Annotated in this window: 16 protein-coding genes and 1 riboswitch; of the genes, 2 read left to right on the forward strand and 14 right to left on the reverse strand. The window is 43.3% G+C overall.

What is annotated here, in order from left to right:
• Positions 1-12: 12 nt before the first annotated feature.
• From NYE23_RS09835 to NYE23_RS09900, 14 genes are all read right to left on the reverse strand, one after another.
• Entirely contained in the window at positions 13-696 is a 684-nt protein-coding gene (locus NYE23_RS09835; protein WP_341077478.1) for a cyclase family protein, read from the reverse strand.
• Positions 697-763: 67 nt separating this feature from the next.
• Positions 764-2,575, reverse strand: coding sequence for an adenine deaminase (locus NYE23_RS09840; RefSeq protein ID WP_341077479.1), 1,812 nt, complete (start codon positions 2,573-2,575; stop codon positions 764-766).
• Between the two features lie 3 nt (positions 2,576-2,578).
• Positions 2,579-2,857 (reverse strand): EutN/CcmL family microcompartment protein, encoded by a 279-nt coding sequence (locus NYE23_RS09845; RefSeq protein ID WP_048010084.1) that lies wholly within the window; start codon positions 2,855-2,857, stop codon positions 2,579-2,581.
• A gap of 13 nt (positions 2,858-2,870) precedes the next feature.
• On the reverse strand, positions 2,871-3,578 hold the full coding sequence (locus NYE23_RS09850) for a hypothetical protein (protein WP_341077481.1): 708 nt from the start codon (positions 3,576-3,578) through the stop codon (positions 2,871-2,873).
• Positions 3,579-3,604: 26 nt separating this feature from the next.
• Positions 3,605-3,889: a BMC domain-containing protein gene (locus NYE23_RS09855; RefSeq protein WP_009334686.1), complete on the reverse strand. Its 285-nt coding sequence runs from the start codon at positions 3,887-3,889 to the stop codon at positions 3,605-3,607.
• Between the two features lie 23 nt (positions 3,890-3,912).
• Positions 3,913-4,326, reverse strand: a complete 414-nt coding sequence (locus tag NYE23_RS09860; protein ID WP_319805535.1) for a BMC domain-containing protein — start codon at positions 4,324-4,326, stop codon at positions 3,913-3,915.
• Between the two features lie 92 nt (positions 4,327-4,418).
• Positions 4,419-5,360 carry a hypothetical protein gene (locus NYE23_RS09865; protein WP_341077484.1) on the reverse strand — a complete coding sequence of 314 codons (942 nt, stop codon included), beginning with the start codon at positions 5,358-5,360 and terminating at the stop codon, positions 4,419-4,421.
• 32 nt (positions 5,361-5,392) lie between these two features.
• Positions 5,393-5,656 carry a BMC domain-containing protein gene (locus NYE23_RS09870; RefSeq protein ID WP_061790799.1) on the reverse strand — a complete coding sequence of 88 codons (264 nt, stop codon included), beginning with the start codon at positions 5,654-5,656 and terminating at the stop codon, positions 5,393-5,395.
• 25 nt (positions 5,657-5,681) lie between these two features.
• Positions 5,682-7,019 (reverse strand): UbiD family decarboxylase, encoded by a 1,338-nt coding sequence (locus NYE23_RS09875; protein ID WP_341077486.1) that lies wholly within the window; start codon positions 7,017-7,019, stop codon positions 5,682-5,684.
• Positions 7,016-7,603, reverse strand: coding sequence for a UbiX family flavin prenyltransferase (locus NYE23_RS09880; RefSeq protein ID WP_445662594.1), 588 nt, complete (start codon positions 7,601-7,603; stop codon positions 7,016-7,018). Before NYE23_RS09880 ends, NYE23_RS09875 begins: the two co-directional genes overlap by 4 nt.
• Positions 7,596-8,186 carry a cysteine hydrolase family protein gene (locus NYE23_RS09885; protein WP_243508927.1) on the reverse strand — a complete coding sequence of 197 codons (591 nt, stop codon included), beginning with the start codon at positions 8,184-8,186 and terminating at the stop codon, positions 7,596-7,598. The genes NYE23_RS09880 and NYE23_RS09885 overlap by 8 nt, the downstream gene beginning before the upstream one ends.
• Positions 8,187-8,216: 30 nt before the next feature.
• Positions 8,217-9,677 (reverse strand): dihydroorotase, encoded by a 1,461-nt coding sequence (locus NYE23_RS09890; RefSeq protein WP_341077488.1) that lies wholly within the window; start codon positions 9,675-9,677, stop codon positions 8,217-8,219.
• A 70-nt stretch (positions 9,678-9,747) separates the two neighbouring features.
• On the reverse strand, positions 9,748-11,076 hold the full coding sequence (locus NYE23_RS09895) for a nucleobase:cation symporter-2 family protein (protein ID WP_341077489.1): 1,329 nt from the start codon (positions 11,074-11,076) through the stop codon (positions 9,748-9,750).
• A gap of 252 nt (positions 11,077-11,328) precedes the next feature.
• On the reverse strand, positions 11,329-11,679 hold the full coding sequence (locus NYE23_RS09900) for a DUF2294 domain-containing protein (protein ID WP_264739157.1): 351 nt from the start codon (positions 11,677-11,679) through the stop codon (positions 11,329-11,331).
• Positions 11,680-11,843: 164 nt separating this feature from the next.
• Positions 11,844-11,941, forward strand: a riboswitch (purine riboswitch).
• Between the two features lie 182 nt (positions 11,942-12,123).
• Between NYE23_RS09900 and NYE23_RS09905 the strand changes: the two genes are divergently transcribed.
• Entirely contained in the window at positions 12,124-12,612 is a 489-nt protein-coding gene (locus NYE23_RS09905; protein WP_341077492.1) for a (2Fe-2S)-binding protein, read from the forward strand.
• Positions 12,613-12,615: 3 nt separating this feature from the next.
• Positions 12,616-13,212 carry a nucleotidyltransferase family protein gene (locus tag NYE23_RS09910; RefSeq protein ID WP_341077493.1) on the forward strand — a complete coding sequence of 199 codons (597 nt, stop codon included), beginning with the start codon at positions 12,616-12,618 and terminating at the stop codon, positions 13,210-13,212.
• Positions 13,213-13,215: the final 3 nt, after the last annotated feature.

Consider the following 13,215-nt stretch of genomic DNA (forward strand, 5'->3'; position numbering starts at 1 on the left):
CAGCCTTTGTTGTTATTCAATGAAAACTGCAACCGCGCGAATCGGAGATCCCGTTCCTTTCCGAATTCTGAGCGGGAGTCCGAAATAAAGAAACCGCATGCCTGCGATCTGGTCGAGATTGCAGAGATTTTCCGTATTGGTTATTCCGTATTCACGGCAAATAAGATGTCCGGAGTACTTTGCATCATCCGGATGGTCAATGGCCGGGGCATCGATGCCTATATTGACCGCACCTTTTTCAGCCAGCCATTTTGCTGCCTGATAATCCAGGCCGGTATAAGTGGTGAGCCATCTGTCAGTACCATAAGACCGATTGTAGTGGCCTGTATAGAGGAGGACGATATCTCCTTTTTCAATAAACTGCTGTGATTTCCTCAGTGCATCCTCGAGATCACGGTCTGTAATATATTGATGGGGCTGGATGTGGGATACATCAAGGCAAACTGCTGGCCCGTAAAAATACTCAAGCGGCATTTCATCGATGTATTGGCCGTTTGGATCATATTCATAAGTTGCATCACTATGAGTTGGACCATGTTCATTGATTAATAGATTATTAGTTGCAAACATAAACCCAATTTGCTTTTCACTTTCTTCGTGGGAGATATTCGGGAAGATCATTGTTTTCTGATGAAGGGGAAAAACAGGCATCCCCTGGTAAATTTCCTGCGTTAAATCGACAAGCTTAACTCCCATGGTATTCCTCCTTAACCTGCTGTATCTTTTACTATATGAAAAGCGGCATAGAAAGCCGCTTTAATGATCAATTGATAATGGTCGGGATAACCTCAAACTTATCTACATCAATAAGCCCCATATCTGTAATTTTCCATTTCGGGCTTGTTACCAATGACCAGAATGATAAATGCATAAAGGGAACTTCCATACCGCAGCCAAGAACTTCTTTGGCAAGCTGCGACAATTCATCGACCTTTTCACTCATTTCTTTTCCGGTTAATTCATCTGTCATTAAACCGCCAATCCGGAGAGGAAGATCACCTACTACTTTGCTATCCTTTATCATGGCTATTCCGCCATCCATGGCAATTACACGGTTCACCGCCATGACCATATCTTCGTAGTTAGTTCCTGTAACAATGATATTGTGTGTATCATGAGCAACACTTTCTGCTATGGCTCCGCTTTTCAAATCAAAGCCATGAAGAAACGTCTTGCCGATTTTTCCAGTTCTGCCGTGGCGTTCAACAACCAAAAGAGGCAGAACATCCTGCTTTAGGCACGGCTGCACAATGCCTTCTTTGACATTCAGCATATATTCGCTTCCGCCGGTTAAGTTCTGGAAAGGTATCGCTTCAATTGCCCTTACTTTTGCACGGCTGCCTGAAGCTTCAATAGCCAGTTCCTTCACTGTTACAGGCTTCCGCTTCACTGACTTTTTCACACTTTCCGGATATATGTAAGGAGCAATATCTATAGTCAATTCGCCTTTTTCAGCTGCTTTTTTCCCTGCCAGGTATACCTGATCAATAGTCATATTGTTCAGATCGCTGATCACGACGACATCTGCTCTCTTGCCTGGTGCTATAACACCTACATCCTTAAAGCCAAAGTGGGTGGCAGGATTAATAGTCGCCATTTGGATGGCTTCCACTGGATCAATCCCTACTGCAATGGTTCTGCGGACGATATCATTCATATGTCCGAAATTTAACAGATCAGCAGGCACCATATCGTCCGAAACAAGGATTGCACGGCGGGAATCCAGTCCATTCTCTGTAATAGCCCTGATGCAGTCTGCCATATTCCTTTGTGAAGAGCCTTCACGCATGAACACACTTACACCATTGCGAAGCTTTTCGACTGTTTCTTCTTTCGTCGTAGTTTCATGGCAGGACACATGGTTCCCTCCGCTGATAATATGGGCGGCAAGCTCTTTGCCAAACAATCCCGGCGCGTTCCCTTCAACGGTTTTCCCTATGCTGTTTGCATATGAAACTGCGGCAACAAGGTCGTCTATTAATTCCGGGGCATGCTCATATACCGGCCCGATATTGCTGAAGCTTTGGATTTCCCCAATGCCCTGCACATATGGGTCTGCCAAAAGCTGTTTCATATCCTTTGAGGTCACATCAAAGCCGGAGGTTTCAAGCCCCGGGGCATCAGGCACAGCACACGGCACTGTGAATAATACCCGGTTTGGAAGTGTCTTAGCTTCTTCTATCATTGCCTGCATTCCGTGAACACCCAGGACGTTTCCAATTTCATGCGGATCACCAATCAGCGTGGTGGTTCCTGTCGGAATGGAAAGCTTGGAGAATTCCGTACAAGTCAGCATCGCACTCTCAAAATGCATATGAGAATCAATGAACCCTGGGCAAACAAATTTCCCCTGAATGTTTTCCACTTTCGTTTTTGGCCCAATTAAGTCCTTCGCATCCCCTGCCATTAAAATATATTCGCCTTTCATCGCAACGTCTGCTTCATATATCTCCCGGGTGATCACATTAATGAAGTATCCCCCTTTTAGAACTACATCGGCATACTGGCTGGAATCAAGCAATACATCAATAAGCTTGCGGTATTGCACTGCTTTTTTGATATTTTTTGCATCCATATATTAACCCCCTGTTTCCATTCCTTCCACACTGTCAATAATTCCGATAATGGCAGCATCGATAGGAGCATCTTTATTCTGAACCGCTCTTGATGCCATGCTTCCAGTCACATAGATGACTTTCTCGCCAATGCCGGCACCAACAGTATCAACGGTTATAATGGGGTTCGGTAACATTGAGCCGTCCAATCCTATAGGCTGGGTAATTAATAGTTTTGTGCCCACCAGATTATCATCTTTCCTTGTGGCAGTTACACGGCCAACCACTATTCCCATTTGCATAAAGACCTACTCCTTAAAGTAAAATAATTTCGATCTTAAGTTCCTTTGCTGTATCTCTTGCCAGGGGGGTTACGATAGCCCCTTTTGGAACAGTTATCTGATTAAGCTTGCTAAAATACGCAAATCGGACTGTCTCATCTGAAATAACTGTTTTCTTCATTTGCTGAACAGTAAAGTCTGCCCCATCATTGAAATCTATTAATCTGATGCCAAGCATCTTCAGCTCTGCCATCTGCCCATTAAGCTTTCTTTTTAACAAGTCCGGACCTTTATCCATTCCTTTCAGTTTCCAATATTGGCTGAAAGGATCACCTCCTGCCTTCAAAGCCGTGACCCGTTTCCCTTTTAATAAACCCATTAGTATGAGCCGCACCAAAGGCCTTTGTTCGTTAAGGGTTAATAGATCTGCTATTAAAGAAAAAGATAGAATAGGCAAAAGTATTTCATCAAAATGATCAAGAAGCTGATCATTAATCATGGAAGCAGAGATCCAATCGTCATTTCCGGTCAGAAAAACTAACTCCTCAAGCGGAAATTGGGTCAGCATTTCTTCTTCAGCAGCCATTCTAAGTGTAATATCTTCCTGTATTATCTTTTTCAGGTATGAAAATCCCGGTTCCATTCCTATCATATGAGAGGTTAATAGAGCCAGGATATGAGGTTTTCTGTCTCTGCAGTTATTATTTCGCATGTATAGCGCCTGCAGAGTGTTTTTTGCCATAACACTCTGCTTTTTGCTGATCATACTTATTCACCGATATTTTTTGATAATAGTGCTCTTTCAACTTCGCTGTGCGGTCTTGGAATGACATGGACTGAGATGAGTTCTCCTACTCTGCTGGCAGCCTCGGCTCCTGCATCAGTGGCAGCTTTAACGGCTCCAACATCCCCTCTGACCATAACAGTTACAAGCCCAAATCCCACTTTTTCATATCCGCAGATCTCCACGTTTGCTGCCTTAACCATTGCATCAGCTGCCTCAACTGCGCCAACAAGACCTTTCGTCTCGATTAATCCCAATGCTTCACCCATTGTGTGTTTCCTCCTTAAGTTTATTAAACTGATGGTTTGTCATTATCATTTTCGTTGATTTCATTTAGTTTTTTAGCTTGTTTTTTTCTCTTCGGCTCTTCTTTGGTTTTATACTCTTTTTCAGCACCTGTTTCCTGATGCATTTCTTTCAGCTTAAATTGTGGAAGCAGCTTCCCGGCTACTTCACTATGGGCACGCGGGATAACATGAGCAGAAATTACTTTCCCTATTCTTTCTGCTGAACTCACACCGGCATCGACTGCAGACTTCACAGCTGCCACATCGCCGTTGAAGTGAATTGTGACGCCCAGATAGCCATCCACGCCTATTACTTTTTCAATTCCTACAATTTCTACATCTGCTGCTTTTACGGCTGCATCTGCTGCAGAAACTGCTGTTGAATAACCAACGGTTTCAATCAAACCCAATGCTTGCAACTGAAGAATCCTCCTCCTATGAAATTGTCAGACCGGCTAAATTTTCAGGAATTATTTTGCTGATCTGTGACTTTGCTGCTGGCCAAGCCTTATTAAATCCTGTCGAATTCCTTACAAAGCTGATCCGTGACCCGGGATACCTCATCAAACTGACCGTGAAGAAGCACGTATTTCTTCTCTATTAAAAAATTGATGTGTTCGGCCGTACTGTTTTTCATGTGCCGGTCAAGGAGCAAAATACCCGAATAATAGTCAATTCCTTCAATGACAGCGACACCGCCAATTGACGAGTTAAGCCCCAATTGTTTTGTAAGCCATGGACTGGGGGACTTTTCTTTATAGGCTGTAATAGCTTTAAAAGATTTTTGGGAAAGTTTTTTAAAGAAGCTCTTTAAAGCGTTTAACAGGATTCCATAATCCTCTTCATAAAGCTCCAGCGAAAAGGATTGCCCGCTGTTTTTGTCCCAGAACAGGCAGTATTTTAAGGAAGGAAACTCCCTTAAAAGGTCATTCAGTAAAAATAGCTGTCCTGGCGTACATTTTTCTGAAGTAACTACCCCGATTGAGGCTGTTTTTAATTCCCGCTGAAAAGAGCCTTCCAATGTGGGGTGAAGATCCGAGAACAGCCAGACTTTCACACCCTCCGGCGTTTGTCCGATTAGTTGGCTTTCTCCTGCATTTCGGCCAGGCTTTGCTTCAGCCGAAATCCGCTGTTTCCCTTGTACCAGGGACAGAGTCTGAAGCTGTGCAATTTTTTCTTTCGCGGAAGGCTTGGGTGAAGAAAGTGAAACTGTCTGCCTTCTTACGTTTGGGTGTGGATTAGCACCCTGGGGCGCATCTGCATGATTAACAGCTATTCTTTTATTCATTTTTTCCTTCTGATAATTAGGCCGGTTTATGCCCGGTATACCCGACTTCAATCCCGGCTGGCTTTGGTGCGGGGACAAATTGGGAGCTCCATTAATAGGATTTACTTTTTGCTTGCTGTAGGGCTTCATCACTTCTTCTACAACACTTTTAATAAAGTCAGACACACATTATGCACCTCCACTTTTGGAACATCTTCTTATAGAATTTTGCGAAGTTCTGAATGAGGGCGGGGTATCACATTAGCCGAAACCAGTTCTCCTCCAGCCATGGTGTGAGCAGTCTTCCCAACCTCCACAGCAGCTGTGACTGCTGCCACATCCCCTTCAATAATGACTGTGACAAGTCCGGATCCGACTCTCTTTAAATCAACTAAGCTGACATTTGCTGCTTTTGCCATTGAGTCCAGCGCTTCAATAGCTGCTGTCAAGCCCCTTGTTTCTATCAAGCCAATTGCCTTCATTTTTGACCTCCTCTACTGCAAAAGCTTAAAGATAGTCTTCGAGATTCACTTCAATGGGGACTGAAGTCCTTTTAAATAACTCTTCTTTTCCAAGCGGAAAGGTTGCGTCGATGCCCATCTTATCACTGACTCCTTTTAAATGATGTGAAGACTCGAGCGGTGACCCCTTCGCACCCTGTACGATAAAAATGTCATCCCCAGCCTGTACTCTTGTCGCTATAGCCCATTCAACATCATCCGAATCAAAGATATCGACGTCATCATTCACAACAACCACATGCTTTAAATCCTTATCGCTTGCAAAAGCTGCAAGTGCTGCCTGTTTTCCGTCACCATCATGTTTCTTCTCAATTTGTATAACTGCATGATAGCGAGCTACCCCGCCCATCGGGATATGTACAGCTTTGATATTTGGAACAACCTGTCTGACAGTGCTTAAAAGTGTGGCTTCCCTGACAAGCGCCATTGGCAGCCTTTCTTCATAGCTTGATGGAAAAATAGTTTGTGAGATAGCGTTATTACGGTAAGTAACGGCCGAAAATTCTACTATTGGCTGAGGCGTTCTGGTCCCATAATAACCGGCCAGTTCGCCAAACGGCCCTTCCAATTCTCTTTCAAATGGCAGCATTTTGCCTTCCAGAACGATTTCCGCATCAGCCAGCACTTCCAAATCGACCGTTTTGCACTGAACGACATCCAGAGACTGGCCAAGCAATGCACCTGCTACATCCAGTTTGTCGGTATGATACAAATGCGTACTGATCTGAGAACTTAGGACAACAGCTGGAACAACACCAAACATAACAGCCAATTCCATCGGTTCTCCGATGCTTTCATAGTGGGCATATTGCTCCATGAGTTCAGGGGAGGTTATGAGTATGTTCGTTCGATTACCGCCAAGGTATTGCATCCTGCGAATCGAGGTATACCTTTTTCTTCCGGATAGGTCTTTAACCACCAGTATTCCTGCTACATAATAAGCACCTGAGTCATCTGCATGATAGGTTGGGATAGGAAACAAATCTGCCAGATCAAATTCCCCTGTCACTAGATTCTCCTGAACAGGACCAGTTTGCCTTAAAGTCGTCGGAATAGGATTAACAATTGATTCGATGATTTTAGGAATAAGTTCAGATGAGGTGATTCCCATGCTGTCTGCCATCAGCTCTCTGTCTCCTCCCAAACCGGCAGCCATGGAAGATTGATAGCCTTTGATTTTTTCAAATAAAAAAGGCTGTCTTCCATTTTTCGTATTAATCACTGCTCCCAGTTCGTAGAGCGGATCCACCTCTTTTTTCACCCGATGAAGAAGTCCCCTGCTTTCCCATCTGTCCAGCAAAGCCCTCATTGTTACAGGGTTCATGCCTTTTCCCCCCATCTCTCCAAGAGCTCATGGTCAATATCCAGCATGTCCAATATCCTCGCCACCATAAAGTTGGCCAGCTCCCAAATTTCGGTCGGCTTATGGTAAAAGCCTGGTGATGCAGGCATTATGCATGCACCGCTCTCAGCAAGAAGAGTCATATTGCGCAGATGAATCAAATTAAAAGGAGCCTCTCTCGGAACAATAATAAACTTTCGATTCTCCTTCAAAACAACACTGGCAGCCCTGCTTAGAAGCGTATCGCCGACCCCGTTCGCAATCGCACCCAATGTATTCATTGAACATGGCACGATGACCATTCCGTCTGTTTTAAAGGATCCGCTGGCAACCGCAGCGAAAAGATTCCGGTTGCTGTGGATAGCGGCATACTCCTTCAGCTCGTCCATCTTGACCCCGCATTCGAATTGCATTACTTTTTCTCCCATCTCCGTAGCAATTAAATGCGTTTCGATCTCTAATTGATGAAGAGCGCGAATCAGTGTATATGCATACAATGATCCGCTTGCTCCGGTTATGCCCACTAAAATTCGTTTTTTTCCTGGACCTGGAGAAGAATTAGACAACTGATTCGTCTTGGGAGAATTTCTTTTTAGCCAGTTCTTTGTATTCTTCTGTTGATAATATATCTCCGAAAATGTCAATGTCCCTTAGACCGGATACGTGCATATCGTCATCCTGAGAAGCGGTGGCATCTGATACGCAAATAACATTATAGCCATGGTACAAGGCATCAGAAGCAGTACTGCGTACACATACATTTGTCCAGACTCCAGTAAGGACGACCGTATCAATTTCTTCTTCTCTCAGGAAGAGATCAAAATCGGTGTAGCTGAATGCGCTATGCCGCCTCTTTTGGACTACATAATCTCCTTTGCTCTCATCGGGCTGAAGCTCTGGAATGAACTCCGAACCCCATGTTCCCTTTACTGCATGGACAGGTCTTACACGGAAATCACGGTCATTCTTTCTGTGAGCTTCCTGAACATGCACAACCTGAATATTGTGATCATGTGCGAATTCAATAAGCTCTTGTATTTTAGGAACGATTTTTTCGCCATTTTCACACCTTAATGCTGCTTTTTCGCCAATAAAGTCGTTTAACATATCAATAATGACTACACAGTGCTTTTTTCCCCTAAGTTCCAATCCATTCAGCCTCCCTCGATATATATATATTTATTGCTGTGCTACAGGATCTTTTGTTTTCACATTTACCGCTTCGTATTTTTCATACTTCAATGTTCTTTCAAGTCTCTGGATGCTTTGGCGAGGAACGTACTCACCATATCCTGCTTCTCCGACGATCCCTTTGTCTTCTTCAAAGACCACGTTTCCGCGGATAATAGTCTGGACTGGCTTCCCTTTTAGTTTCAAGCCATGAAGCGGATTATACTTAGCCATTGATTCTGTTTTCTGCTCATCGATTACATATTCTTTTTCAAGATCGATAACTGTGAAATCAGCATCACTGCCAATTTCCATTGAGCCTTTTTTAGGGTAAATGCCATAATGAATGGCGGCATTGCGGCTCGTTACTTCTACAAATCTTGATAGGGATAAGCGGCCTTTATTTAACCCTTCACTGACAAGGATCGGCACCATCGTTTCTACACCAGGGATGCCAGGGAAGGTATTCCAGATCGTTGCACCTGGATAATCCTTTTCGGTGGCAATTTCATATGGAGCATGGTCAGTTCCGACAAAGTCGATTGTGCCATCAGCCAGAGCCTGCCAGTGGGATTCGTTATCCTCTTTTCCTCGCAGCGGAGGAGCGATTTTTGCATAGGAACCCCGCTCTGACATGGAATCCTGAGCATTTAAAACAAGGTAGTGAGGGCAGGTTTCAGCCGTAACCTTGACACCGCGCTTCTTTGCAGCTTTAACCAGTTCGACGCCTTCCTTTGTGCTCATATGTACCACATGTACACGTGCGTCTGTAGCTTCCGCGAAGCTGAGAATCAGTTCAATGGCCACCTTCTCAGCTAAGCTTGAACGAGCTTCAGCCCATGCCGGTCCGTCTAGGCGGCCTTCTTTTTCAAGTTTCTTCGAATTGAATGTGCAGATATCGTAGTTTTCAGCATGAACACCAATAGGAAGACCAGTTTTTGCGACGTTTTTGAAAATTTCCAGCATTTCTGCATCAGAAACTTTAGGGAAGGTAGGGACAGAAGGAGTCATGTAAACTTTAAATGCAACAACTCCCTGATCTATTTGAGGGTAAATATTATCAATCCAGCCTTCTCGTGCATCCTCGCCAGTCATGCCGCCCCAGAAGCAGTAATCAATATAAGCCTGATCCCTGATTGGGCCGATTTTTTTATTGAAGCTATCGCCATCGCGTACAGATGGCTTGCTGCAGCATGGCATATCGATAATAGTTGTCAAGCCTCCGGCTGCTGCAGAACGGCTGCCGGTTGCAAATGTTTCTCTGTGAGTAAACCCGGGATCCATAAAATGGGTATGCGGATCAATACAGCCTGGAACTACTAATTTCCCTTGAATATCAATGACCTTGCCTGCATTCAGAAAAGAAATGTCATTCGTGTAGCCGACAATCTTTCCCTCGTTTACTAGAATATTCGTTAAAACCTGACGATCTCCCTGCGGAATATTTGCATTTTTCAGAATTAAGTCCATTTTCTCTGCTCCTATCTATTAATTTGATTTCTGCCTCAAAAAATGAGGCAGATGGTTACAGCAGCTGCTATTAAATCATTTCAGCTGAATGATCTCCTTTCAGCTGTTCGATTCTTTCACTTTCACTTATATTTAAATCTTTATAATTAAATACCAAATTTAATAAAATTGCTGTGATGCTTCCCAGTACGATTCCATTTTCAACCAGCAGGCGTGCACTTGTCGGCAGACTCTCAAAAATCTGCGGAACAACCGCTGATCCAAGTCCAATTCCTATTGAACAGGCAACAATAAGCAAGTTTTCATTTTTGCTGAAATCCACTGCAGAAAGCATTCTGATTCCTGATGAGATAACCATCCCAAACATTGGAATCATGGCTCCGCCAAGAACAGCCATAGGAATAATCGTAGTCAGAGCAGCCACTTTAGGCAAAAGGCCCAGAATCATTAATATGACACCAGCTGCGATAACAACATTCCTCGTTTTTACTTTAGTCAATGCTACAAGTCCCACATTCTGTGAAAAGGACGTATAAGGAAACGCGTTAAAAATACCCCCTATAACAACAGCAAGTCCTTCTGCACGCAGCCCTTTCTTAATGTCTTTAGAGTCAAGCTTTCTCTCACAGACATCTCCGAGAGCCAGAAATACCCCAGTAGATTCAATCATGCTCACTATCGCCACTAAAGTCATCGTAAGGATGGCTGAGGCATTGAATGTCGGGAATCCGAAATAAAACGGCTGAACGACATGAAACCAGGAAGCCTGGCTGACTTCGGCAAAGCTGACGAGTCCCATAAAATAAGCTGCTATTGTCCCGGCCACCAATGAAAGCAGGACAGAAATTGCTTTCATATAGCCTTTAAAAAACCTGTTCATTAAAATAATCAGCACCAGTGTAAATGCAGCCAGGAATAAATTATTGGCACTTCCATAATCGGGTGATCCAAGTCCGCCTGCAGCATTATTCATGGCAACAGGAATCAGTGATACCCCGATAATAGCAACGACTGAACCGGTTACGACCGGCGGGAAAAACCTCATAATTTTACTCATAAATTGGGATAGGATCATGACGATAATACCTGATGCAATAATAGCCCCGTAGATGGCTGTGATGCCCTGCAAATTCCCGATGGCTATCATCGGGCCGACTGCTGTAAAAGTACATCCCAGAATAACAGGCAGCCTAATGCCAAAATGCTTCCCCCCTATAACTTGAAGCAATGTAGCAATCCCGCAGGTAAACAAATCAATCGAAATTAAGTAAGCAAGCTGCTGGGCATTAAGCCCAATTGCCGGTCCCACAATCAGCGGTACAATGACAGCACCTGCATACATAGCCAGCACATGCTGAAATCCCAAAGTCCCTACCTTCCAAGGATTTAGCTTTTCCAAAGACTTTCCCCCCAGGTTTAATTCTTTGTTATGCCTCAGCTTGACTCCAGCTTTTAAAAACCGGCATCACCTCCCAAAAAAATGTATATAAAAAAAACCGCAGCAATAGATAACATCAAAGTAAACAATAGATGTTCTATTACTGCGGTTTCAGTCAGCTTCCGTTAAACAAAAGACAAAGGAACCGCTCCTATATTCAGGTTTAAGAAAAACTGCGTCATGCACAGCTCTCCCAAACATAATGTAAAACTGCTATTCTTTAAAATAAATAATGGTGCAGGCTTCTTCAGTAACAGGATCATAATCTTTTAAAATCGTTTTGACTTTCAAATGAAGAGCATCTTCAATCATCCCTTTAAGAAGAGACTTAAATTCAACAATCAATGCTGAATCAACCGAAATGGTCAGGTGATGGAAGTTCTGGCTCAGCATCTGCAGTGCCTGAACACGCTTATGCTGTGCAAAAATGATGACTCTATCATCAAAAGTTTCTATACGCTGTTTTTTTACGCCTGTTCCATAGATCTCCTGGTTCACACGATTATAGAGAAAAGCGAGATCTTTTTTTATGGTCTGAGATAATTTTGAGGTTAAAACAGTCATGTAATCCTCCTGTTAATCACTATATTAAACAAGGCTATTTTATAAGTCAATATCTTTTTTCAGAAAATTCGTACTTGACAAAATATTGACTTAACTATTAGACTACAAATCAACTCCCCCACTATTTCTATAATTGTCCCAATAATACCTCCCTTCAGCACCATGAAAAATTAAATAGAATTTTTCGTATAACCTCAATAATCGGTTTGAGGGTTTCTACTGGGAACCGGAATTCCTATCTACGAAAGGTATATTTCCTGTGAACTGCATACAGGAACCTTTTGTGCAGGAATTTTTTTGTGCTTATTAGTCTATTTAGAAGAAGATGCATAATATCATAATTTAAATACCTCTGCATGCTCGCAAGGCTAATATCCCTGCAAACTGCTCACACTATTTTTCTCATTGCCATTATAGTTTCAGAATCTATGAGGAGGCGAAGATTTGAAAAGTATTCAATTTATTGTTAATGGAAAGGAATGTACGGTCGTTTGCCCGCCTGCGAAACCGCTCCTTGATGTCTTGAGAGAAAATCTGGGTTTGACTGCCAGCAAGGAATGCTGCGGAAAGGGAGAATGCGGCTCATGCTCTGTTCTAATCAATAATGAGGTTGTATGTTCCTGTCTTGTACTAGCTGGCCAGGCGGAAAACCAGATGATCACTACTTGTGAAGGAGTAGGATTATCACCAAATCTGGATGTGATTCAGGAATCATTTATTGCTGAAGGAGCAACACAATGCGGGTATTGTACACCGGGAATCATCGTATCAGCAAAAGCTTTCTTGGATGGAATTGACCATGTTCCATCCGTAGGGGAAATTAAAACCGCATTAGGAGGCAACCTATGCCGCTGTACAGGCTATACCAAAATTATTAAGGCCGTTCAGACAGCTGCCAGCCAAAAAATATCCGAGCCTGAAACAATCGGATAGTCCATGACACATACAGCCATCTTGCTTGCCGCCGGCCAGTCCAGCAGAATGGGTACTCTAAAAGGACTGCTGCCATGGAATGGTATGACATTATTCGAGCATCAGCTGAACACTCTCAGAAAATCGGTATTTACAGAAATTGTAGTAGTATTGGGATTTGAAGCTGAAAAATTCCTTTCAATCGCAAAAAAGTATTCAGCAAAATTGATAATAAATGAAGAGTTTCAAGACGGTAAGTGCTCTTCAATCATTGCAGGGGTGAAAGCTTCAGACACGTTATCAGAAACGATTCTGATTACATCTGTGGACCAGCCGCTGCATTCTGTCACCATTAATAAGCTCGCCGGGAATCTTAGAAAAAGCCGCTGCCTGATTGCAGTCCCCAGCCACCAACGAAAAAGAGGACACCCAATCCTCTTTTCCTCCCGATTGAGGAACGAGCTCTTATCGATAAAAGAAGAGAAAATGGGCTTGAGACATGTAATTCAGCAGCATGAGAAATCTCTCCTTGAGGTGCCAGTGGAAAATGAGCAGGTTCATCTCAACCTGAATCATCTGGAAGATTATAAAATTGCGCTTAAAAAATATACCAGGAGGTAAGTC

The organism is Cytobacillus sp. FSL H8-0458 (assembly GCF_038002165.1).
GTDB lineage: Bacteria > Bacillota > Bacilli > Bacillales > Cytobacillaceae > Cytobacillus.

Excerpts from the sequence above, each read along its gene's own strand:
- NYE23_RS09835 (WP_341077478.1), bottom strand. The coding sequence starts at position 696 with ATGGGAGTTAAGCTTGTCGATTTAACGCAGGAAATTTACCAGGGGATG.
- NYE23_RS09840 (WP_341077479.1), bottom strand. The coding sequence starts at position 2,575 with ATGGATGCAAAAAATATCAAAAAAGCAGTGCAATACCGCAAGCTTATT.
- NYE23_RS09845 (WP_048010084.1), bottom strand. The coding sequence starts at position 2,857 with ATGCAAATGGGAATAGTGGTTGGCCGTGTAACTGCCACAAGGAAAGAT.
- NYE23_RS09850 (WP_341077481.1), bottom strand. The coding sequence starts at position 3,578 with ATGGCAAAAAACACTCTGCAGGCGCTATACATGCGAAATAATAACTGC.
- NYE23_RS09855 (WP_009334686.1), bottom strand. The coding sequence starts at position 3,889 with ATGGGTGAAGCATTGGGATTAATCGAGACGAAAGGTCTTGTTGGCGCA.
- NYE23_RS09870 (WP_061790799.1), bottom strand. The coding sequence starts at position 5,656 with ATGAAGGCAATTGGCTTGATAGAAACAAGGGGCTTGACAGCAGCTATT.
- NYE23_RS09875 (WP_341077486.1), bottom strand. The coding sequence starts at position 7,019 with ATGAACCCTGTAACAATGAGGGCTTTGCTGGACAGATGGGAAAGCAGG.
- NYE23_RS09890 (WP_341077488.1), bottom strand. The coding sequence starts at position 9,677 with ATGGACTTAATTCTGAAAAATGCAAATATTCCGCAGGGAGATCGTCAG.
- NYE23_RS09900 (WP_264739157.1), bottom strand. The coding sequence starts at position 11,679 with ATGACTGTTTTAACCTCAAAATTATCTCAGACCATAAAAAAAGATCTC.
- NYE23_RS09910 (WP_341077493.1), top strand. The coding sequence starts at position 12,616 with ATGACACATACAGCCATCTTGCTTGCCGCCGGCCAGTCCAGCAGAATG.